The 19,043-nt window shown below is 70.3% G+C and carries 21 protein-coding genes; 12 read left to right on the top strand and 9 right to left on the bottom strand.

Features of this window, described 5'->3' with window-relative positions:
- Positions 1 to 82: 82 nt before the first annotated feature.
- On the bottom strand, positions 83 to 514 hold the full coding sequence (locus ACQPZX_RS31730) for a YcxB family protein (RefSeq protein WP_433363224.1): 432 nt from the start codon (positions 512 to 514) through the stop codon (positions 83 to 85).
- Positions 515 to 607: 93 nt separating this feature from the next.
- On the opposite strand from ACQPZX_RS31730, the gene ACQPZX_RS31725 reads away from it, so the two are divergent.
- Positions 608 to 1,036 (top strand): SRPBCC family protein, encoded by a 429-nt coding sequence (locus tag ACQPZX_RS31725; protein ID WP_433385509.1) that lies wholly within the window; start codon positions 608 to 610, stop codon positions 1,034 to 1,036.
- Here the strand turns inward: ACQPZX_RS31725 and ACQPZX_RS31720 are convergent.
- Together ACQPZX_RS31720 and ACQPZX_RS31715 are read right to left on the bottom strand one after the other, a co-directional pair.
- Entirely contained in the window at positions 1,014 to 1,274 is a 261-nt protein-coding gene (locus ACQPZX_RS31720) for a hypothetical protein (RefSeq protein WP_433363221.1), read from the bottom strand. The genes ACQPZX_RS31725 and ACQPZX_RS31720 overlap by 23 nt on opposite strands.
- Positions 1,275 to 2,336: 1,062 nt before the next feature.
- Positions 2,337 to 3,749: a M1 family metallopeptidase gene (locus ACQPZX_RS31715; protein WP_433363218.1), complete on the bottom strand. Its 1,413-nt coding sequence runs from the start codon at positions 3,747 to 3,749 to the stop codon at positions 2,337 to 2,339.
- 59 nt (positions 3,750 to 3,808) lie between these two features.
- Here ACQPZX_RS31715 and ACQPZX_RS31710 point away from each other — a divergent pair, with 59 nt between their 5' ends.
- The 3 genes from ACQPZX_RS31710 to ACQPZX_RS31700 all read left to right on the top strand — a co-directional run bounded on the left by ACQPZX_RS31710 (position 3,809) and on the right by ACQPZX_RS31700 (position 9,434).
- A complete protein-coding gene (locus ACQPZX_RS31710) occupies positions 3,809 to 4,684 on the top strand; it encodes a hypothetical protein (protein WP_433363215.1) in 876 nt (291 codons plus the stop codon).
- A 129-nt stretch (positions 4,685 to 4,813) separates the two neighbouring features.
- Positions 4,814 to 5,353 carry a YbjN domain-containing protein gene (locus ACQPZX_RS31705; protein ID WP_433363212.1) on the top strand — a complete coding sequence of 180 codons (540 nt, stop codon included), beginning with the start codon at positions 4,814 to 4,816 and terminating at the stop codon, positions 5,351 to 5,353.
- Positions 5,354 to 5,357: 4 nt separating this feature from the next.
- Entirely contained in the window at positions 5,358 to 9,434 is a 4,077-nt protein-coding gene (locus ACQPZX_RS31700; RefSeq protein ID WP_433363209.1) for a hypothetical protein, read from the top strand.
- Here ACQPZX_RS31700 and ligD read toward each other — a convergent pair.
- Complete coding sequence (gene ligD, locus ACQPZX_RS31695; RefSeq protein WP_433363206.1) at positions 9,427 to 10,362, bottom strand: non-homologous end-joining DNA ligase; 936 nt, start codon at positions 10,360 to 10,362, stop codon at positions 9,427 to 9,429. The genes ACQPZX_RS31700 and ligD overlap by 8 nt on opposite strands.
- 23 nt (positions 10,363 to 10,385) lie before the next feature.
- Between ligD and msrA the strand changes: the two genes are divergently transcribed.
- The 3 genes from msrA to ACQPZX_RS31680 all read left to right on the top strand — a co-directional run bounded on the left by msrA (position 10,386) and on the right by ACQPZX_RS31680 (position 12,504).
- Entirely contained in the window at positions 10,386 to 10,901 is a 516-nt protein-coding gene (gene msrA, locus ACQPZX_RS31690) for a peptide-methionine (S)-S-oxide reductase MsrA (RefSeq protein WP_433363203.1), read from the top strand.
- Between the two features lie 47 nt (positions 10,902 to 10,948).
- Positions 10,949 to 11,176 carry a hypothetical protein gene (locus ACQPZX_RS31685; protein WP_433363200.1) on the top strand — a complete coding sequence of 76 codons (228 nt, stop codon included), beginning with the start codon at positions 10,949 to 10,951 and terminating at the stop codon, positions 11,174 to 11,176.
- A gap of 518 nt (positions 11,177 to 11,694) precedes the next feature.
- Positions 11,695 to 12,504: a slipin family protein gene (locus ACQPZX_RS31680; RefSeq protein WP_433363197.1), complete on the top strand. Its 810-nt coding sequence runs from the start codon at positions 11,695 to 11,697 to the stop codon at positions 12,502 to 12,504.
- Positions 12,505 to 12,513: 9 nt separating this feature from the next.
- Here ACQPZX_RS31680 and ACQPZX_RS31675 read toward each other — a convergent pair whose 3' ends face one another.
- The gene (locus ACQPZX_RS31675) at positions 12,514 to 12,723 is read right to left on the bottom strand and encodes a dodecin (RefSeq protein ID WP_433363194.1); all 210 of its coding nucleotides are present in this window, start codon (positions 12,721 to 12,723) and stop codon (positions 12,514 to 12,516) included.
- On the bottom strand, positions 12,723 to 13,499 hold the full coding sequence (locus tag ACQPZX_RS31670; RefSeq protein ID WP_433363192.1) for an alpha/beta fold hydrolase: 777 nt from the start codon (positions 13,497 to 13,499) through the stop codon (positions 12,723 to 12,725). Before ACQPZX_RS31670 ends, ACQPZX_RS31675 begins: the two co-directional genes overlap by 1 nt.
- Positions 13,500 to 13,591: 92 nt before the next feature.
- On the opposite strand from ACQPZX_RS31670, the gene ACQPZX_RS31665 reads away from it, so the two are divergent.
- Positions 13,592 to 16,171, top strand: coding sequence for a hypothetical protein (locus ACQPZX_RS31665; protein ID WP_433363189.1), 2,580 nt, complete (start codon positions 13,592 to 13,594; stop codon positions 16,169 to 16,171).
- On the opposite strand, the gene ACQPZX_RS31660 is transcribed toward ACQPZX_RS31665, so the two are convergent.
- Entirely contained in the window at positions 16,075 to 16,515 is a 441-nt protein-coding gene (locus ACQPZX_RS31660) for a hypothetical protein (protein WP_433363186.1), read from the bottom strand. The genes ACQPZX_RS31665 and ACQPZX_RS31660 overlap by 97 nt on opposite strands.
- 41 nt (positions 16,516 to 16,556) lie before the next feature.
- Here ACQPZX_RS31660 and ACQPZX_RS31655 point away from each other — a divergent pair, with 41 nt between their 5' ends.
- From ACQPZX_RS31655 to ACQPZX_RS31640, 4 genes are all read left to right on the top strand, one after another.
- Positions 16,557 to 16,877 (top strand): hypothetical protein, encoded by a 321-nt coding sequence (locus ACQPZX_RS31655; RefSeq protein ID WP_433363184.1) that lies wholly within the window; start codon positions 16,557 to 16,559, stop codon positions 16,875 to 16,877.
- A 136-nt stretch (positions 16,878 to 17,013) separates the two neighbouring features.
- Complete coding sequence (locus ACQPZX_RS31650; protein WP_433363181.1) at positions 17,014 to 17,631, top strand: DUF4352 domain-containing protein; 618 nt, start codon at positions 17,014 to 17,016, stop codon at positions 17,629 to 17,631.
- Positions 17,632 to 17,640: 9 nt separating this feature from the next.
- Complete coding sequence (locus tag ACQPZX_RS31645; protein WP_433363178.1) at positions 17,641 to 17,865, top strand: hypothetical protein; 225 nt, start codon at positions 17,641 to 17,643, stop codon at positions 17,863 to 17,865.
- Positions 17,862 to 18,251, top strand: coding sequence for a hypothetical protein (locus ACQPZX_RS31640; RefSeq protein WP_433363175.1), 390 nt, complete (start codon positions 17,862 to 17,864; stop codon positions 18,249 to 18,251). Before ACQPZX_RS31645 ends, ACQPZX_RS31640 begins: the two co-directional genes overlap by 4 nt.
- 58 nt (positions 18,252 to 18,309) lie before the next feature.
- Here ACQPZX_RS31640 and ACQPZX_RS31635 read toward each other — a convergent pair whose 3' ends face one another.
- Positions 18,310 to 18,729, bottom strand: a complete 420-nt coding sequence (locus tag ACQPZX_RS31635; protein WP_433363173.1) for a MerR family transcriptional regulator — start codon at positions 18,727 to 18,729, stop codon at positions 18,310 to 18,312.
- Positions 18,726 to 19,040 carry a hypothetical protein gene (locus ACQPZX_RS31630; RefSeq protein ID WP_433363170.1) on the bottom strand — a complete coding sequence of 105 codons (315 nt, stop codon included), beginning with the start codon at positions 19,038 to 19,040 and terminating at the stop codon, positions 18,726 to 18,728. Before ACQPZX_RS31630 ends, ACQPZX_RS31635 begins: the two co-directional genes overlap by 4 nt.
- Between the last annotated feature and the right edge of the window lie 3 nt (positions 19,041 to 19,043).

The raw sequence follows: 19,043 nt of genomic DNA, 5'->3' as shown, positions 1-19,043 counted from the left end.
CCGGCATCGTGGGCGGCCACGGGAGCGGCGTGTCGTCAGGATCAGGAAGCCTGATCCACCTGCCCGGCGGGCTCGGCTGAGTTCAGCCGAAAGCCACGGGGTGGGCGAGGAAGAAGTCGTTGAGGGTGCGCCGGTCGTCCAGTGCGAGAGCCTTGCGGGGCACGCGCAGTGAACGTCCGCCGCCGAGCCGCACGATCCAGGTGGATGGCCGGCGATCCACGCGGGTGACGTCGTCCCAGGCGACGTCGGTGCGGGCGGCGCCGGTCAGCTGCGTCATGCCCGTGGTGGTGAATTCGTACTTGACGGGCTGCGCGAACGCCTTGCGGCGCAGTCCCCAGCTCGCCAGCGCCAGCAGCTCGAAGAACGCCGGTATGACGAGCAGGAACAAACCCATGGGCAGCGACGAGCTCAGCGGGTTTGTCCCGAGCAGCGTCTGGCCGATCCCGAAAATGAGGAACGGGACGGGAAGGGCACGGCCGATGTTGGCCCGGATGCCGTAGGAACTCAGCGCCATCTTGCGGTACACGCCATACGTGACCTGGATCTCCCCCCGTGAGCAACATGCGCGGCAGTATGCCATCGCGGCTAGGCTGCGTGCGTGCCCGCGATGATCGAGGTCGTCACCGTCGTCGGCGCGGCCGCGAGCACGGTGTTCGACCTGGAACTCGATGTCGATGTGCACGCCGCATCGCTGCGCGACAGCCGAGAGACCGCGACGACCAGTTCCGGCCGTCGGCGGCTCGTGCTCGGCGACGAAGTCGCCTTCCGGGCCCGGCATTTCGGGTTGCCGTGGCGGATGACCAGCCGGATCAGCGCCTACGACCGTCCGCGCTACTTCGCGGACGAGCAGGTCCGCGGCCCGTTCCGCAGCATGCGCCACGAGCACCACTTCGAAGAGCTCGGCGACATGCGCACGAAAATGACGGACCGCATGACCATCAGCGCGCCGCTGGGGATGTCGGGCGTGATCGCTCCCTACCTCAAGCGACTGTTGACGCGACGTGCCATGCACATCAAGCGCCAGGCCGAAGCCTAGTCAGCGTGTCGTAGAGCCACCGGCAGGCCCGCTCCTCGTCCGGGAACCGCTCCACCACCGTCTCCCGGCCGCGTTCCCAGGCGCGGGCCGTCCAGCCGCCGCCGTCGTCGCCGTCGTCGGGACCGAGGATGACGCTGCCCTCGCCGACAGGCTTGTCGCCCGTCGCCCCGCGGATGGCGTAGAGCTGCGGGTTCACCCCCGCCGCGCGCAGGGCCTCGTCCGTCTCCCGTGCGTTCATCACAAAACTCTAGCGCATTGTGCGTTGTGCACCATTTCGGCAGCCCGCGAAGTTGGCATGATCCACCGGCAATTCCGGCTTACCGCGGCATTCGATGAGATGGGATAGTTTTGGAGTGCGACAGCTGGAATTCTTTACCCGGGCTCAATTGGTGGAAATGCGTGATCGCACTCTTTCGCGTCGTTATTCTCCGGCCCGGGAAGAATTCCGCCGGGAGCACGCCCGGCAGCGCGCTTTGGGTCTTGTCCAGCGGCACGCCCGCAAAATGCGCCGTCTCCACGGCGGCGACGACGGTTCGCCGCTGACGGCGGAGGAGGTGCGACTCTGGTCCGGCCGGGCTCGACCGTCTCCGTCCGCTCTGTCCGCAGGCGCCGAGCAGCCTCCCGGCCCGGCGGCGGGAAAGGCGGCAGACGGGCGAGCGGCGCGGTCGGCGGAAGGGCCGCTCACACGCTCACCGGAGCCGCCGGTCGGGCAGCTTTCGGGCGAGCACGCGCCGTCATCGCCGAGCGCCTGCTCGGCGGCACGCCATGCGACCAGGCCGCGGGCGCGGCATGCGGCCGGATCGGCGGTGCGACAGGTGCGGCAAGCCGCTGGGCCGGTGGTGCGGCACGCGGGTGGGCCGGTGGTGGAGCGCGCGGCCGGGCCGGTGGTGGGGCCACGCGGCCGGGCCGGTGGTGGGGTGCGCGGCCGGGCCGGTGGTGGGGCCACGCGGCCGGGCCGGTGGTGGGGCGCGCGGCCGGGCCGGTGGTGGGGCACGCGGGTGGGCCGGTGGTGCGGCACGCGGCCGGGCCGGTGGTGCGGCGCGCGGCTGGGCCGGTGGTGTCGCAGGTCGCCGACCCGGCAGCGCGGCAGGTGCGGCAAGCCGCCAGCCCATCACCGCGGCAAGCGGCCGGGTTGGCGGTGCGGCAGCTGGACACGCCGACCGGGCGGCCGCTCGCCGCCCGGTCTGTAGGTTTCGTCGCGTTCGGGCGCTTGGCGTACCATTCCCGCCGCCGCATTTCTGTTACGGATTTCTGCGCCGGGAAGCGTCGTTTCGAAACTTTCCTGGCGGTGGAAGCGCGGTCAGTTGGCGGTGTTTCGCCAGCGCTCCCAGAATGCTGTGAGATCGATGGTGGTGGCCGCCTGGAAGGCGTTTCTCAAGGTGGATGGAGTTGCTATGCCGAAGCGGTTCTGGGCGAGATAGTTTCGCAGGGCTGTGCGCATCGGGGTGGCGCCTATCAGGGTTTCGAGCTCCAGAAGCATGCAGGCGCCGTCTCCGTAGATGCCGGGGGCGTAGAAGTCGTAGTGGGTGGCGTAATAGTCCATGCTGGCGTCTATGCGCATGCCGTCGTCGAACCAGAAGGGGGCCGTCGCGCAGTAGTCGGGGGTGCCCAGGAGCTTGTCGGTTGTGTACTGGGCGAGGGACTCGTCGAGCCACGGGTTCCGGTATTCGTCGTTTCCTACCAGGGCGTACCACCACTGGTGTGCGGTTTCGTGCACGGCGGGGAGGGCGGCGGGCTCCGTCAGGACGAAATTGGGGTACTCCATGCCCTGGAAACCTTCGAAACCGCCGATCACGGTGTCCATCTCGGGGTAGGGGTACGGGCCGTACTCGCGGGACGCGTACTCGAGGGTGCGAGCCACGTCGGATTGCACTGTGGTCGCCGTTTCGGGCGTCACCTCGCTGGTGTACCAGGTGCGCAGGCGGACGCCGGTGGCGGTTCGGCCGGTCACGCTTCCGAACGGGCCGGCCGCCCAGGCGAAATCGCGCACCAGGGGCGCGGCTATGCGGGTGGTGACGCGGTCCTGGTGGCGGGTCTCGGCCACGACCGTTCCGGTCGCGGGGACGGCCATGGTCGCCGGGTGGTTCAGGGAGACCAGGAAACTTGCGGTGGGCGTCTGGAAACTCTCGCCACCGCTGACGTACGGCGGGAGGTCGTCGCCGATCGCGGGGACCGGCAGGGCGTTGCCGAGGAAAGCGTAGGGGCCCACGCGGCCGAAGCGGTCGGGGCGTTCGGGCACTCGGATGGTCAGCGCGAAGGACAGGTCGGTGGTGCGGCGCGGGGGCAGCGGCCGGGTCAGGGCTACGCGCACGGCGGTGCACCCGACCTCGGGCGTGCCGGGGGTGCCGCCCTGGAACTGCGAGACGGTCACGTCCAGGGTCGGGGTGCAGCCGTCCACGCCGTTGCCCCACAGCCGCAGCCAGACGTGGTCCATCGCCGCGGGTCCCGGGTTGCGCAGGACGATCCGCTCCCGGCCGTCCCATCGCGCACCGGTCGCGTCGCTGGCGAGGCGCACGTCGTAGGTCAACGGCTGGGCCGCGGGAGAGGGCAGCGCGGCGGAGGCCATCGAGGCGGCGGGCAAGGACGCGGCGGGCAAGGACGCGGCGCGCGAGGAGGCGGCGAGCGGGGAAGCGGTCAGCGGCTCGGCGGGTGCATCGGGTGGTGCGACGGGCGTCAGCAGGAGCAGAGCGCTGAGGGTGTGCAGAACGGTCATGGCGGTCAGGATCGGGGTGGGGGATCGACGGGCGCGATCCTTTCGGGCAGGGTCGAAGAATGCTGCGCCTGTATTTCGACCCGGACGATCGCGGGCGAGTTGTCTTCGACCTGGCCTGGCACTCCGAGACGATCGGCAGCCTTCAGGCGCTGCGGCAACCCGGCCGCGGGCCGTTCCTCGACCGGTGGGGACAGGCGATGCGGTCGCGGGTGCGCGGAGCGGCCGGCGCGTTGCTGGAGGCGGTGCCCGCCGAAGGGTTCGTCCCGGATCTGTTCACCCCGGAGGACTACTGCCGGCTGCCGACCGACCGGGTCATCGCCGGGCTCCGCCGCAACAAGCGGAAACAAGGGGCGGGGCTGCTTGCGTTTGGCGACGCTCTGGTCGCGTACCAGATGAATTGCATTGCTCCGGCCATGACCACCATCGGGGCGTTGCTGCGCGCTGAGCTTGCCCACCGGGCGCATTTGATCTTCACGTCGGGGGTGGACGCGGCGCTGGCGTCGCTCGGGCCGGGGATCAGCTGGGAGCCGCCGGTGCTCAGCGTGCGCTCGCCGGTGGACGGTGAGGTGCGGCTCGGCGGGCGGGGGCTGCGGCTGGTGCCGTCGGTGTTCTGGACGCGGCCGGGCGTCAGCGTCGCGGGATATCGCCGGCCCACGCTGAGCTATCCGATCCACCCGGCTCCGGCCTCACCGCCGGCGCCCCGGGACGATCCGCTGTCCGCGTTGGTCGGCGCCACCCGGGCCGAAGTGCTGCGGGCGCTGACCACCGGCTGCGGCACCACGCAGCTCGCCCGCGACCTGCGGATCAGCCCGGCCTCCGCGTCGGCGCACGTCACCGCGCTGCGGGAGGCGGGGCTGGCCGCCACCCGCCGCACCGGACGCGCCGTCCACCACACGCTCACACCATTGGGGATGCAGCTGCTGTCGGGAACCTGACGGCAGCAGCGGTGATCCGCGTCCATCGCTCGAACGATGGATGGCATCGACACCTTTCGGTGATGTGTCGTGCACGTTCCGCTCGTTAGCTTGGCCTTGTCCGCACACAGCGGGCGGATGGGGCAGAACATGACGGATGACTTCTCTCCGCCGGGCGACGCCATCGAGCGGCCGCCGAGCGCGGAGGTGGCCCGGCCGGCCGAGCCCGACGACTTCTACGTGACGCTGCAACCGCTGACGCTCGAGCTGCTCGCGCATCAACTGACCCGGTTGAGCCTCGACTACGAAGAGCACGGTCGCCGGCTCTACGCCCGGTTCGCCGAGTTCACGCTGCAGATCAGCGTGCTCAACGAAAATGACCTGAGCGTGCGCGCGATCCTCAAGCAACAGTTTCCGGCATCGGCGATGGCCACCCTGACCGGCCGGTGCAACTGGTGGAACGCGTCCCAGCTGTTCGTCAAGGCGTCGGCCACCACGATCATGGCGCAGGCCGACGCGGGCAGCGCGCCCGCTCCGGCCGTACGCGTGCAACTTGATCTTGATCTGCCGTGCCCGGTGGGTGTCGCGCCCGTGCAGCTCCAGGCGCTCCTGCAGGCGGTGCTCAACAACGTGAACGCCTTCAAATCCCGCTCCCGCGTCGCCGACCTGGCGGCCTTCGGGTGGGGGTGACCGCTTGGGCATCCTGTCCCTCCTGGCCAGGTTGATCAATCTGATCGTCGAGAACTTCTCCCGCAACTCGCTGAAAGAGCTCGACCGCCTGCAGATCCTGTACCGGAACATGACCGACGAGCAGTTGCGGGTGGAGTTCCGCCGGCAGGTGACCGCCGGCCGCATGTCGTCCGGGCGGGACACCACCCCGGGGCCGCGGTTCCTGATGAAGCAGCGCGACACCTCCGGCCTGCACGCGCTCGCGATCGCGTCGTGCATGTTCGACCGTCACCCCTGCGACCTGCCGGCCGGCTCCAAGATCTACGACGAGCAGCGCCTGGCCGCGCTGATGCTGCTCGACCAGCTCAACGTGCAGATGGACACCGGCGAGGGCAAGACGTACGCGATCGCCGTCGCCGCGGCCGCCCTGCTCGCCCGCTACCCGCAGATCGTCATCGTCACCGCCAACGCCTACCTGGCACGCCGCGACCGCCGGCGGGTCAGCTCGTTCTTCGAGGCCATGGGCATCGCGTGCGCCGGCGACCTGCCCGGGGCCGACTTCGACGGCGTCGCCTACGTGACGCTCGAGGAGCTCTGCTTCGGGTACCTGCAGCGGACGTACGCCGAGGACAAGCGCACCTATCCCACCCGGGCCGCGATCGTGGTCGACGAGATCGACTCGGTGCTGCTCGACCAGAACCTGCGCCACTCGCTGGTCCGGCACATGCGCAGCCAGGACACCATGTGGGAGGACGTCGTCGCGCTGGTCGCCGACTGGGGCGCCGAGCAGTACACGTACAACCCGGTGCTGGACACCATCACGCTCAGCGCCGAGGCGTGGGAGCAGCTCGCCCGGCTCGGTCACGCGCTGGGCCGGCCCGCCGCGCTGCTGATGGACCTGGCCGCCGGCGTGCTCTGGGCGATGCGGGCGAAGCAGGGCGCCGACTACATCGTGGCCGGCCGCGAGATCCGGCTCATCAACCGGGTGACCGGGCAGCCGTTCTCGACCGCCAGCCCCGACTCGGCCGCCCTGGAATACCTGGTCCTGGGCGGCAACCCGCGGCTCGCGCTGACCACCGCCGAGATCAACGCGCTGAGCCTGCTGTCCCGGCATCCGCACGTGGTCGGGCTCTCCGGCACGGTCCGCGAGGACACGCTGTATTACCTGCAGCAGCTGGGCACGCTGACCGGCAACGTGCCGCCGCGCTTCCCGCGGTTCGAGACCGACATCCGTACGCTGCTCTCCCCCTCTCGGGAGAAGACCCTCGAGCACATCCTGCTGCGCATCGAGGAGGAGTCGCCCCGCCCGGTGGTGATCGGCACCTGGTCGGCGGCGGAGTGCCGCGCGGTCGCCGACTGGCTGCGCCACGCCGAGTCGATCGACCCGGCCCGGGTGTCGACGGTGGCGAGCTTCGACTCGGCCACCGACGCCGAGGTCATCGACAACGCCGGGGCGCCCGGCGCCATCACCGTGCTCAGCCAGGGCGGCAGCCGCGGCGTCGACGTCCGCTCGGCGCACAAGCCCCTGCTGATCGTGATCGGCCGCGCCATCGAGCCGCGCCTGGACCGGCAGTTCCTCGGCCGGGTCGGCCGCCACGGCGAGGCGTTCGAGGCCGAGTTCGTCGTGGACTCGCAGGGTCCGATCTGGAGCAGCCAGCTGGCCTTCGCGACGAAGTTCTTCCCCGAGGCGATGCCGTTGAACCGTACGGCCGCCCGCGGGCTGCGCTCGACTCAGCGCGAGACCTGGCTCGGCCAGGTCAGCCGGCGCACCCACGCGAGCGTGCTGTCCCGCGCGGTCGGCGAGGCGGAGATGGAGACGGCCGCCCGGTTCCTGGCTCTCAAGCGGATCGGGTCGCCGGTCGACTTCGACTCGCACGCCGAGGAGCTCGCGGCCCAGCAGACCGGCCCGGTCAACGGCCATGGCGCCCTCGGCCCCAGCGTCGTGCAGGCATTGGAGAAGAGGCGCGCGTCGGACGGCGTCGTCAGCGACTTCGAGGCGGCGATCCGCGCCGCCACCGACAGCCAGCCGGAGTACCGGCTGCTGAACATGTATCTCGACGACGACGCCGAGCTCCGGGCGCTGACCGGGTGGCTGCGGCGGGGCACCGACCGCTTCCGCGACCGGCCCGAGGCCCCGGAGGCCGTTCTCTTCCGGCGCCAGGCCGCCATGGCGTCGCGGCAGTACCTGCCGATCGAGACGGTCGCGGACTGGCGTCCCCCGGTCCGGATCGAGCGGGAGACGCGGCTGATGGTCAACGCCGCCTACATCACCCAGGTCACCCACAAGCTCGAGGCGCTGTGGGTGAGCTCCACGCCGGCCACCTATTACCGCCGGGGCGCGTTCGCCGTGCGGACCCTGCACGAGCTGGCCGAGCTGAAGGCCCGCACCGAGGTGCTCAACAACCTGCTGATGGCCGACGAGCCGGCGACGCTGGGCGAGCTGTTCTTCAGCGCCGACAACAGCATCGCCAGCGCGCCGGCCGACAAGCCGGTGGACGACGTCGCGACCCTTCCCGCGCCGGCGCCGCCGCCCAGCGTCCAGCTCGCCGACGAGCAGGTCCAGGCGCTCGTGGAGCAGTTCCTGGCCGAGCGGTCGAAGGCGCCGGGCGGGCTGCCCCTGCCGCCGGACTACGCGCGCCTGCTGCTGCTGGACGTGCTGCGGCCGCTGATGGCCCGGCCCGGCACGGTCGGCGGTGGCGTCATGCGCCGCCAGGTCGACCTCATGATCGACGCGCTGGCCACCAAGGGCATGTCCTCGGCCGAGCTGCGCGTGCACCGCCGGCTGATCGCCGATTTCGTGGACAGCCTGCACGCCAAGGGCATCCTGGCCGAGCGGCTGCCGGCCGAGGGCCGGCTGACCGGCGCGGTGCGCCGGGTCCGATCGTTCGTCAGCACCATCCCGATGTACGGCGTCGCCGCCGTCCTCGGCTTCCTGCTGGTGACCGCGATCGGCCTGCTGCCGACGATGACCCCGGCCCGGCAGTTCACCCTCGTCGACCGCGCCTCCGACGTCTTCGGCTTCGCCACGGTGCTGCCCGGCCGCCCGCTGATGTCGTTCTTCGCCCTGATCGTGGTCACCCAGCTCGCGGCGCGGGCGGTCGGCATCGCGGACCCGTCCCCGCTGATCACCCGGCTGGCGCCGATCGGCGCGCTGGTGTTCGCGTTCGTCGTCTACGGCCGCGGCTTCGACAACCTCCCGGCCACGCTGCTGCTGTGGGTGGTCCTGCTGCTCTGGACCACCCCGCTGCTGCTGGTGCACCGCTTCGTCATGGTCTTCGTCGGCGCCGACCTGGCCGTCGTGGTGGCCGGCTTCTCGGTCGTGATCTTCGCGGTGCACGCGGTGGCCGAGGGGACGGCCGCGACCAACGCGATGATCGTGGCCGGGCTGGTCGCCGCGCTGGCGGGTCCGTCCGTCCCGGTCTCGGTGGAGAATCACGAGTACGTCGCCGGCAACGTGCGCCACTCCGACGAGCGCACCCGCACCCGGGTCGCGATCGACCCCGCCGACCTCTCCGGGACGGCGGCCTTCGTGGTGGTCGCCCTGATCGGCCTCAGTGGCGGGTTCGCCCTGGCTGGCTTCGTGGCGCTGCAGCTGCTGGCCGTGCTCGTGATCGCCAACCGGCGGCTGGCGGTCGACCGGGTCGAGGGCATGATGGCCAAGCTCCGGGTGGGCAGCCCGTTCACCCACGAGCAGCTGCGCGGCTATCTGGTGCGCACCCAGGTCCGTACGGTGGCGGTCGCGGCCTTGATCCTGGGTTTGGCGCTCTGGCCGGTGGCGGCCGGCGGCGGGGCGTCGACGGTCACGCTGCTCCTCGACCAGTGGGCCGGCGTCGTGCTGGCCACCGGCTTCCTGGCCTGCGGCAACGCGTTCAGCGTCGGCGGGCGGGTCGCGCTGCTGCGGGACACCGGCGAGGACGACGCGGGCGCGCGCCCGTTCCGCAGCCTCCTCCAGTCGCTGAAGCGGACGCGGCTGAACTGGGTGTGGCGGATCGCCGTGATCGTCATCGTGCTGATCCGGCCGCTGTCGTGGCTGGCCGAGGCGACCGACCTGATCGACGCGGCCAAGGCGGTCTGGGGCTTCGTGACCGGGATCTTCAGCTGACCTTGGCCTCCTCGGGGCGCCGGTCGGGGCGCAGGCCACGCCACGAGGAATGACGCAGGCGGCCGTCGTCGGTGAAGCTGCGGTACTCGACCTCGCCGACGACGCTAGGCTCGACCCAGATGGCGCCCTTCGCGTCGCGCCGGGGCACGTCGCCGGCCGCCGGCTCCGCGGTGATCAGCGGCTTGAGCTGGGCCTGCAGCGCGTGCAGGGCCGCGTCGGTGAATCCGGTGCCGACGCCGCCGGCGAACGAGAGCTCGCCACCGCGATACAACCCCACGAGCAGCGCCCCGATCGTGCCCGCTCGCCGTCCTTCGCCCTCTTTGAAACCCAAGATCACGACCTCTTGCGTACGGATAAATGGCGCCTTTATCCAGTCAGGTGACCGTCGTCCTGGGGCATAGGGGGCTGCCAGCCGCTTGGCGATCACACCCTCGAGTCCCAGCCGTCGCGACTCGGCCACCACGTCGTCCGGAGTGTCGGCGAGGAAGGAAGGAGTGAGCTGGAGGCCCTCCAGCGCTTCGAGCCGTGCCCGGCGCTCGGTGTAGGGGGCGGTCACCAGCGACTTCTTGCCCTCGTGGAGCAGATCGAAGACGTTGTAGTGCAGGGGCGTGTTTTTCATCAGGTCGGCGCTCGGGTCGTGCACGCCCATCCGGCGCTGCAGGCGAGCGAACGAGGGCCGGCCGTGGGCGTCGGGCGCGACGATCTCGCCGTCCAGGATCAACGTGCCGCCTCTGGGGATCGCGCCGGCCACATCCGGGTACGCCGCGATGACGTCCCTCTCGTTGCGGCTGAGAATGCGTACGTCATCGCCGTCGACGTAGACGACGGCGCGCACCCCGTCCCATTTGTATTCGTACGCCCAGTCGCCGCCGCTCGGCAGCGCACCGAGTGTGGCGAGCATCGGTGGCACGACGTCGGAAAAGGTCACCTCCCGAAGGTACCGTTACGCCCATGAGCCAAACCGAGACCGCCATCCTGGCCGGCGGCTGCTTCTGGGGCATGCAGCAACTCATCCGCCGGCGACCCGGCGTGATCAGCACGCGGGTCGGCTACAGCGGCGGCGACGTGCCGAACGCCACCTACTACAACCACGGCACCCACGCCGAGGCCATCGAGATCGTCTTCGACCCGGCGGTCACGTCGTTCCGCGAGATCCTGGAGTTCTTCTTCCAGATCCACGACCCGACGACGCTCAACCGGCAGGGCAACGACGTCGGCCTCAGCTACCGGTCGGCGATCTTCTACACCAGCGACGAGCAGAAGCGGGTCGCCGAGGACACCATCGCCGACGTCGAGGCCTCCGGCCTGTGGCCCGGCAAGGTCGTCACCGCGGTCGAGCCGGCCAGCCCGTTCTGGGAGGCCGAGCCCGAGCACCAGGACTACCTGGAGCGCCTGCCCGACGGCTACACCTGCCACTTCCCCCGCCCCGGCTGGGTCCTGCCGAGGCGCAACGCCACGCCGGCCTGACGCGAAACTCGGTGGCACCCGGATCTGCCCGTGGGCAAGATGCGGTCATGGCCGGTGCACCCGAAGGATTCACCTACCGCGTCCGCAAGAACGGCGACGTGGAGGTGCTCCATCACGGCCGCCCCGCCGCTGTATTACGCGGCGGGGCCGCAGCCCGCTTCCTGATCGACGTGGAGAGCGACGATCCTCAGGAGCTGATGGCCCGCGTCACCGGCAACTACAAACACGGCAACGAGCGAACCGCCAAGAACCACCCCCGCAACCGCCGCCGCTAGGGCGGCCCGCTGACCGGACAATACGTTCGACCGGGCCGTCGTGCCGCGCCGGTCGTCCGAGACGCCGCCGAGAGAATAGCGACGCGAAAGAGTGCGGTCACGCATTTCTGCCAATTGGGTCCGGGAAAAGAACTCCAAAATTTCCCATCTCGTCGAACGTCTCGGTAAGCCGAAATGGCGATGGATCATGCCAACTTCGAGGGCTTCCGAAATGGCGCACAACGCACAATGCGCGACCGGCCGCACGCACCGCAACCGGGCAGCGGCCGGGCCATGGCAAGCAGGCCCGACCACCACCGGGCCGTGACGGGCGAGCGCGGGGGCCCGTTTAATGCGTTGTGGGCGACGCCGGCCCGGGGTCATGCTGATCACGGCCCCGGCGGCTTCAGAAGTACGCGCTTCCGTGGCGGATGCATTGGCGATCAAACCACGCTCATCCGTTGCCTTCACGGCGACCGATCCTTCAAATCGGATCCGCTCCGGGGCCACCCCATACGCATATGAAGAAGGTGAAACCCATGTCCCACGAGGTGACCGTCCACAGCGGATTCCGCGGCCTGCGCTACGTCGACGGCCGCTTCGACCAGGTGCTCGAGCCGGGCCGGTACGAGCTGCCCGCGCGCGGCCGGTTCCATCGGCGGGCGCCGCAGGTGGAGATCGTGCCGATCGATGTGCGGGAGCGGGAGCTCAACATCAAGGGTCAGGAGATCCTGACGGCCGACAAGGTCGCGGTGCGGGTCAACATCATCACTCAGTTCCGGGTGGTGGACCCGAAGGCCGCGGTCGAGCAGGTCGCGGCGTACAACGACCGCATCTACAGCGACGTGCAGCTCGCGGCGCGGCGGTCGCTGGCGACGATGACGCTCGAGGCGATCCTGACCAATCGCAACCAGCTCAGCGAGGACATCCTGCGCGACGTCGAGGGCATCTCGGCGGGCTACGGCGTGCAGATCATCCGGGCCGACGTGAAGGACCTGGTCTTCCCGGGCAACCTTCAGGAGATCATGAACCGCGTCCTGACGGCGCAGCGCATGGCGGAGGCGCAGATGGTCGAGGCCCGCACGAAGGCCGAGCGTGAGGCGCTGGAGGCGAGCTCGCGGGCCGACGCCAAGCGGGTCGCGGCCGAGGCCGACGCCGAGGCGAAGCGCATCCGCGCCGACGCCGAGGTGGACGCGCTGCGGCGGCTGGCCGCGGCGGCCGAGGCGTACGCGCAGCACCCGGCGCTGCTGCGCCTGCGCGAGCTGGAGACGATGGGCGCGCTGGGCGCCAACGCGTCAGCCCGCCTCTACATCGGCTTCGACAAGCACCGCGACAGCATCGATGAGTGACCGGGAGGGTCAGTCGTCGACGCGGAAGCCGATCTTCAGGCGGACCTGGAAGTAGGCCACGTCGCCGTCCACGATCTGACCCCGGACCTCCTGAGTCTCGAACCACTCGATGTTGCGCACGGTCTGGGCCGCCTTCTTCACGGCGGTCCGGATCGCGTCGTCGACGCTGGTCGGGCTGCTCCCGACGACCTCGGTCAGGCGATACACGTGATTGCTCATCATGGCCTCCTCGGTGCTGCGGCTAACGGTGCTGCGGCGATCGGCTCTGCCAGGAACGTCAGGACCTCGGTCGCGAACTCGGCCGGGGCCAGGCTGTGCACACGATGCCCCACCGGAATCGTAGCCAGGCGGGCGTACGGGATCGCGGCCGTCGCGTCGGCCAGCCGCTGCGGGGGAATGCAGCTGGTCGGGCCGCCGGAGAGGATCAGCGTGGGGTGGGTGACGTCGCCGAGGCGCGCCCACCACGCCGGGTCGGGGCGGGAGAGCTGCCGGAGGATGGTGACCACCGCCCGCAGCTCGTAGTCGCGGCCGCTGGTGAGGATGCCGGCGACCGCCTTGACGGCGTCGAACGGGTTGATGCGGGTCGTCGAGCCGGGCTCGCGCGGGGGAGCAGCCAGGTCTTCGAGGACCAGGCTGACGACCCGGTCGGGCGCGTGCAGCGCGGCGGCGAGGGCGGCGTAGGCGCCGACCGAGTGGCCGATCAGGACGGCTTCGCGCAGCTCGAAGGCGTCCAGCAGGCCCAGGACGTCATCGCGGAGGCTGGTCAGCGAATAGCTGCCCGGGCGGGCGCTGGTGGCGTGCCAGCGCAGGTCGACGGCGATCGTGCGGTGCCCGGCGGCGGTCAGATGTGGGACGAACTTGTCCCAGGTGGTGGCGCTGCTGCCGCTGCCGTGCAGGAGCATGACGGGTACGCCGTCGGGGTCGCCCGACTGCCGGCAGCCCAGCCGGATGCCGTTGACCGCGACGGTGCCGGCCGTCGACCGTTCAGAAGCCATCCAAGTTGTTTACCAGATGTTCGGCTGATAACGGTTCGGAATGAACGTCAAGGTAAGCATCAACACGCCGTCGGCATGATCTACAAATAGGCATGCGTCGTGTCGTCGTGGTGGTCCTGCTGCTGGTCCTGGGCGCCGGGGTGGCCTACGGGCTGGCCGGGGCGCTGCGGCTCTCCTGGACGCCGGCCGACGTCATGGCCGAGTCGTCGAGCACCAAGGCGGTGCCAACGCGGGCGATGAAGCTCCGGCTCACCGACGCCGGCTCGGTCGGGCGGACCGCCGACGCGGCGGCCTGGCGCACGGGCACCGACTACTCGCTCAACACCGACATCGTGACCAGCGCGCTGCTGCCGCAAGCGCCGTGGGTGGATGCCGCGGTCGTGGACCGGACCGCCGCCGAGTTCCGCCAGTTCATCGACCATTCGCTGGCGCAGGGCTACAACGGCGTCGTCGTGCCCGGCTTTCTGGAGTACGTGACTTTCGCGGGTGAGAACGTCTATTCACCCGGCGACCCGCACGTCGATCGCGCGAAAGCCATGGTCGCCGCTTTCTCGCCGATGTTCCGCTACGCCGCCGACAAGGGAATGCGCGTTTACTTCCTCACCGACATGCTCGCGCTGTCCGGCCCGCTCGACGCCTACCTGAAGAAGCAGAACGACCCGTGGCCGATCTACCAGGCCGGGCTGCGCGAGTTGTTCACCGCCATGCCGTTCGCGGCGGGGCTGATGGTCCGGGTGGGGGAGGGCGGCTCGGCGTACCGCGCGCCGGGCTGGGATTATTTCTCGCGTATCGCCGTCACCACGCCCGAGAAAGTTCGCGCGATGTTGCGGGCTTTTCTCGCGGTGGCGGCGGAAGGCAACCGCGACATCATCTTTCGCAGCTGGACCGTGGGCGTCGGCGCGGTCGGCGACCTGCATACGAATCCCGACTCGTACGCGAAAGTCCTCGGAAGCTTGCGCGACCCGCACCTGGTGGTCTCGACGAAATTCACCGCCGGGGATTTCTACAGCCACCTGCCGCTCAACCCGACGCTCGGCGTGGGCGACCAGCGGCGGATCATCGAGTTCCAGGGGCGCCGCGAGTTCGAGGGCTTCGGCTCGCTCCCCAACGATCTGACCGCCCTGCACGCCGCCGCGCTCACGAAACTTCTCGCGCAAAACCCCAACATCGAAGGCGTCTGGTTGTGGACCCAGGACGGCGGGCCGCTCCACGCGGGCCCGATGACTCTCTATTTGCGGACGGGTTTCTGGCAGCTCTACGACATCAACGCGTACGCGATGGGACGGCTCGCGCGCGACCCGAATGCCGACCCGGCGCAGATCACGCTCGACTGGGTGCGCCAGACCTTCTCCGCCGACCCGGACACCGCGAAAGCGATCGCCGCGATGTTCGCGATGTCGCGCGAGGCCGTCACGAAGGGGCTCTACCTCACGCCGTACGCGGACAATGCGGTGAAGGCGCTCGGCCTCGAGCCGCCGCCGATGATGTGGATTTTCGAGTGGGACATCGTCACCGGCGATTCGGCCGTGCTCGACAGCATCTACGCGATCGGCCGCGACCATGTCGAGCAGACGATCGCCGACGGGGACCGCGCCATCGCCCTCGCCGAGCAGCAGCGCGCCATCGTCGCCGCCACCGATCCGAGCACGTGGCGCGACCCGCAATTGCGCGGCCAACTGCTCGACACGCTCGAATATCAGGCCGATCTGTACCGCACGCTCGGCGCCTATCGCACCATGTTCCTGCGCCGCGCCCAATGGATCGACACCGGCGAAACGACCGCGAAAGAACAATGGAAAAAGGCCGAGGACGCGTACGAGATAGCGCGCGCCGCCCACGTCCAGAAATACGGTGGTCGCCTCGACCTGCCCGCCTACAACTTCACCGCCGCGGACCTCGGCTCGGAGCGCTTCGACCGCGACCCCGCGATGGCAACTTTCGCGCGCATCCTGCTCGGCGTTCTGGTCGTCTCGATCCTCGTGCCCTGGCGACCGGCGCGGTCCCTGTGGCGTGCCGCGGTCCGGCCGTGGCGGGTCGACCGGCCGGCGCCGGCGAAACTTGCCATCCTGTTTCCGGCCGCCGTTCTGCTGCTCAGCCGCGGGATCTACACCTGGTTCGCGGCGCCCGCGCACCTGCTGGTTTCGCTCGGTGCCTGGGTAATTTTCGCGCTCGTCGCCCGGCTACTTGTCCGCGGGCGTGACCCGGGGGCGCTGTGGACGGTGATCGGCGGCGTGGCCCTGCTGCGCTCGGTGCTTCTGCTGGCCGCGCTCGCGATCCGCGGTCCGGGCCACTACTGGTTCGAGTTCTGGACGAATCCGGCCGCGCGGTCGGCGTACGTGACGATCGGTTTTGCGATTTTTGGTTGGCTTTTCTTCGCAACCGGATCGGTGCTGCGGACGCATTACGGGTGGTCGCGACGTGGCGTCACCGGGGCCATTCTGCTCGCGGCGGGTCTCCCCGTGCTCGCGATCGGCGCGCTGATCTGGTCGGCCGGCCTCGAACGATCGCTCACCGTCTGGAACGACCAGATGGCGCTGCTGCCGTGGGGGCTGCACCGCATCCTGGGGATCGTCACCTACCTGGGCATTCCGCCGCAGCTGCCGGTGTGGCTCACGGTGGCCGGCGCGCTCCTGGTGATTGCCGGGCTGGCGACGGCGCGACGGTCTGGCTGATCGGCCCGGCGACACTGCGGGTCGCCCCACCCGCTGATGCGCAGCCGGAACGCCCGCTGCTTGGTCCGGTCGACCACGATCAGCGGTTCGCCGTCGAGCATGTCGAGCGGGCTTACCAGGCAGAACATGTCGCGCCGCAACGGGTCGAGCCGCCGGGCAAGCCGGGTCACCTCGTCCCGGTACTCGAACCATTCCTGTTCATCGCCCTCGCCCGGAACCGGCAGCGCGGCATTGCGCTCGCTGAAAGGCGGGACGGTCCGCGTCGGTGGCGGCCGCTTCGAGCGCCGCCATGCGCTGATCATCGTGCCCGGCGACGATCTTAGGGTCAGTGGGGAGATCGACATCGATGTAGGCTGTCCGCCGGTATCGACCGACAGGAGCACCGGTGACGGAGAGCGACGCCCACTCGTGGGGTTACATGGTGGGCTACGTAGGCACGCGGATCTGCTGCTGCCTCGTCGTGGTCGGCGCGATCGTCTGGTTCATCGTGTGGATCGTGCGGCGCAGCACCAAGCCGGCGCAGCAGCCGCCGCCGTACCCGGGGTATCCGCCCTATCCGCCTTACCCGCCGCAGGGTGGCTATCCGCCTGCTTCGCCGCCGCCCGGTCCTTACCCGCCTGCCTCGCCGCCGCCGGGTCCCTATCCCGGGTCTTCCGGGCCGCCGCCGCAGGATCCGTATCAGAGCCCGCCGCCTCCGCCTTCGTGACGCCTGGGATCCTGAGCCCGCGCTGAGTTGTCCGATCAGGTCGAGGGCGGCGCCGATCAGGCGAAAGCGGTGGCCCGCCCAGGCTCGGTGACGGACAGTTGAGGGAGCTAGTCCGATCGGCCCATGGAGTGGCCCGATGTCGCACGACCCTCGTCCGCAACGCCGTCCCGATCCGGGCGCCCGTGGTGGCGCGCCGCTGAATCCGCTGCTGGCGGTGCTGCTCGCGTGCGGCGCGGTGGTGGTTCTGTTGGTGGTCGGCTTTGTGGCGCAGCGGCAAACCGGCACCGAGGCGGCCGCGACCACCGTGACCAGCACGCCGAGCAGGACGACCCCGGCGAGGCCGAGCAGCAAGCCGCCGGCGGGGGTGGGGCAGGCGGTGCGGGACGGCAAGTTCGAGTTCGTGGTCTCGCGGGTGGACTGCACGCAAAGCAGCGTCGGCCTCGAACATTTCCGCCGGACCGCCAAGGGCAAGTACTGCGTGGTCAGCCTGTCGGTGCGCAACGTCGCCGACGGGTCGCAGTTCTTCGTGGGCGGCGCGCAGAGGGCCTTCGATACGGCCGGCGTCGAGTACGGCAACGACGAGATCGCCGGCGTCTACGCCAACCGCGACACCGAGACGTTCCTGCGCAAGGTCGACCCCGGCCACGAGGTGTCCGGCAAGCTCGTCTTCGACGTGCCGAAGGCGGCGACGCTGACCAGTTTGGAACTGCACGATTCCTTACTGTCCGGCGGCGTACGGGTCACTCTCGGCTAGCGTGTCGGGATGAAGTTCCGCACGGTCGCGAACGCGTACGCGGAACACCGCCCCGACTACGCCCCGGACGCGGCGCGATGGGCGCTGGAACCAGCGCCGGTGCCGCGCGTGCTCGACCTCGGCGCCGGAACCGGCAAGCTGACCGGCACGCTGCTCGCCTTGGACGCCGACGTCATCTCGGCCGAGCCGGACCCGGCGATGCCGGCCGAGCTACACCGCGCGTTGCCGACATGACCCGGCGAGCGCTGATCGTTCCCATCGCGATCGTGGCGGCCACCGTCGTCGCCGCGGTGGTCGTGCTCGTGGCGGGCGGCGAGCATCGAGGGGCTGTGGCGATGGCGCTGCTGATCGGGGTGCCGCTGCTCGTCGCCATGGGCGGTGGCTTCGACGAGGCGCGGCGGGCCACTTCGTCCACATCGGACACCAGTCTCGGGTTGAGGCTGACGTTCTTCCTGCCCGGCTTGCTGGGCCAGCTGGCGGCCCTGGTGGTGATGGTCTGGCTGGTGATCACGTCGGCAGCGGACGGCGACGTGGTGCTCGCGGTCGGGGTGGTCCCGTTCGCCATGTTCGCCGCCTGGCGCGGCTGGCAGGTAAGCCGCCGCATACGCGACAGCCGATGACCGAACACGCCGGGCATCGTTGCGGCGCGCGCGGTGTCGGTCGCGGTGAGAGCGGGTGTCAGCGGGAAGCGATGGTGGCGAACGGGATCGGGCAGCATGGCTCGCCGGCGCAGGTGACCAGGTCGTCGCAGCCGGCGGCCACCGTGGCGCGCAACGTTTCGGCGATGGCCTGCAAGTCGGCGATCTTGGTCTCGACCTCGGCCAGCTTGGCGCGCGCCCGCTCCTGCAGGCGGGCGTCGGCGGCGCCGTGCCGGTGGGCGCCCGCCGTCAGCAGGTCGGCCACCTCGTCGAGGGTGAAGCCGAGCCGCTGCGCGGCCTTGATGACGCGCAGCACGGTGACCGTCTCGGCGGGATAGAGGCGATGCCCGCCGAGGCTCCGCTCGGGCGACTCCAGCAGCCCGCGGCGCTCGTAGTAGCGCAGCGTCTGCAGGTTCACCCCGGCCGCCGCGGCCACCTGGCTGCTGCGCATGGCAGTCATGCCCGGATCCCGGCGGCGGCACGCTCCGAGAGCCCGTCCAGAACCTCGACCTGGGTGGCGGGAACCTCGACGTCGAGCCGGAGCGTCCCCAGCTCGGGCGCGAAACTGAAGGTGAAGAACGAGCAGCACTCGCTCTCACGCCGGGTCAGGTCGCGGGCCGTGGCCTCGGCGGCCGGGTCGAGGTCCCAGCGCAGGACCGTGGGCGAGATCCGCTGCTGGTTTCGCAGCGAAGAGGCGAACAGCTCGTCGAACTCGGCGAGTCGCAGCGGCCGCTCGGCGGTGGGCAGGGTGCAGGCGTCGGGTGGGTTCATGCC

The sequence above is a fragment of the Actinoplanes sp. CA-142083 genome, assembly GCF_050942195.1.
In the GTDB taxonomy this organism is placed as follows: Bacteria; Actinomycetota; Actinomycetes; order Mycobacteriales; family Micromonosporaceae; genus Actinoplanes.
The sequence above is the reverse complement of the archived record's forward strand: the minus strand, read 5'-3'. Positions and strand labels throughout refer to the sequence as shown.

Coding starts and splice junctions, on each gene's coding strand:
- ACQPZX_RS31730 (WP_433363224.1), bottom strand. CDS start 514: ATGGCGCTGAGTTCCTACGGCATCCGGGCCAACATCGGCCGTGCCCTT.
- ACQPZX_RS31725 (WP_433385509.1), top strand. CDS start 608: ATGATCGAGGTCGTCACCGTCGTCGGCGCGGCCGCGAGCACGGTGTTC.
- ACQPZX_RS31720 (WP_433363221.1), bottom strand. CDS start 1,274: ATGAACGCACGGGAGACGGACGAGGCCCTGCGCGCGGCGGGGGTGAAC.
- ACQPZX_RS31715 (WP_433363218.1), bottom strand. CDS start 3,749: ATGACCGTTCTGCACACCCTCAGCGCTCTGCTCCTGCTGACGCCCGTC.
- ACQPZX_RS31710 (WP_433363215.1), top strand. CDS start 3,809: ATGCTGCGCCTGTATTTCGACCCGGACGATCGCGGGCGAGTTGTCTTC.
- ACQPZX_RS31705 (WP_433363212.1), top strand. CDS start 4,814: ATGACGGATGACTTCTCTCCGCCGGGCGACGCCATCGAGCGGCCGCCG.
- msrA (WP_433363203.1), top strand. CDS start 10,386: ATGAGCCAAACCGAGACCGCCATCCTGGCCGGCGGCTGCTTCTGGGGC.
- ACQPZX_RS31685 (WP_433363200.1), top strand. CDS start 10,949: ATGGCCGGTGCACCCGAAGGATTCACCTACCGCGTCCGCAAGAACGGC.
- ACQPZX_RS31680 (WP_433363197.1), top strand. CDS start 11,695: ATGTCCCACGAGGTGACCGTCCACAGCGGATTCCGCGGCCTGCGCTAC.
- ACQPZX_RS31675 (WP_433363194.1), bottom strand. CDS start 12,723: ATGAGCAATCACGTGTATCGCCTGACCGAGGTCGTCGGGAGCAGCCCG.
- ACQPZX_RS31670 (WP_433363192.1), bottom strand. CDS start 13,499: ATGGCTTCTGAACGGTCGACGGCCGGCACCGTCGCGGTCAACGGCATC.
- ACQPZX_RS31665 (WP_433363189.1), top strand. CDS start 13,592: ATGCGTCGTGTCGTCGTGGTGGTCCTGCTGCTGGTCCTGGGCGCCGGG.
- ACQPZX_RS31660 (WP_433363186.1), bottom strand. CDS start 16,515: ATGTCGATCTCCCCACTGACCCTAAGATCGTCGCCGGGCACGATGATC.
- ACQPZX_RS31650 (WP_433363181.1), top strand. CDS start 17,014: ATGTCGCACGACCCTCGTCCGCAACGCCGTCCCGATCCGGGCGCCCGT.
- ACQPZX_RS31645 (WP_433363178.1), top strand. CDS start 17,641: ATGAAGTTCCGCACGGTCGCGAACGCGTACGCGGAACACCGCCCCGAC.
- ACQPZX_RS31640 (WP_433363175.1), top strand. CDS start 17,862: ATGACCCGGCGAGCGCTGATCGTTCCCATCGCGATCGTGGCGGCCACC.
- ACQPZX_RS31635 (WP_433363173.1), bottom strand. CDS start 18,729: ATGACTGCCATGCGCAGCAGCCAGGTGGCCGCGGCGGCCGGGGTGAAC.
- ACQPZX_RS31630 (WP_433363170.1), bottom strand. CDS start 19,040: ATGAACCCACCCGACGCCTGCACCCTGCCCACCGCCGAGCGGCCGCTG.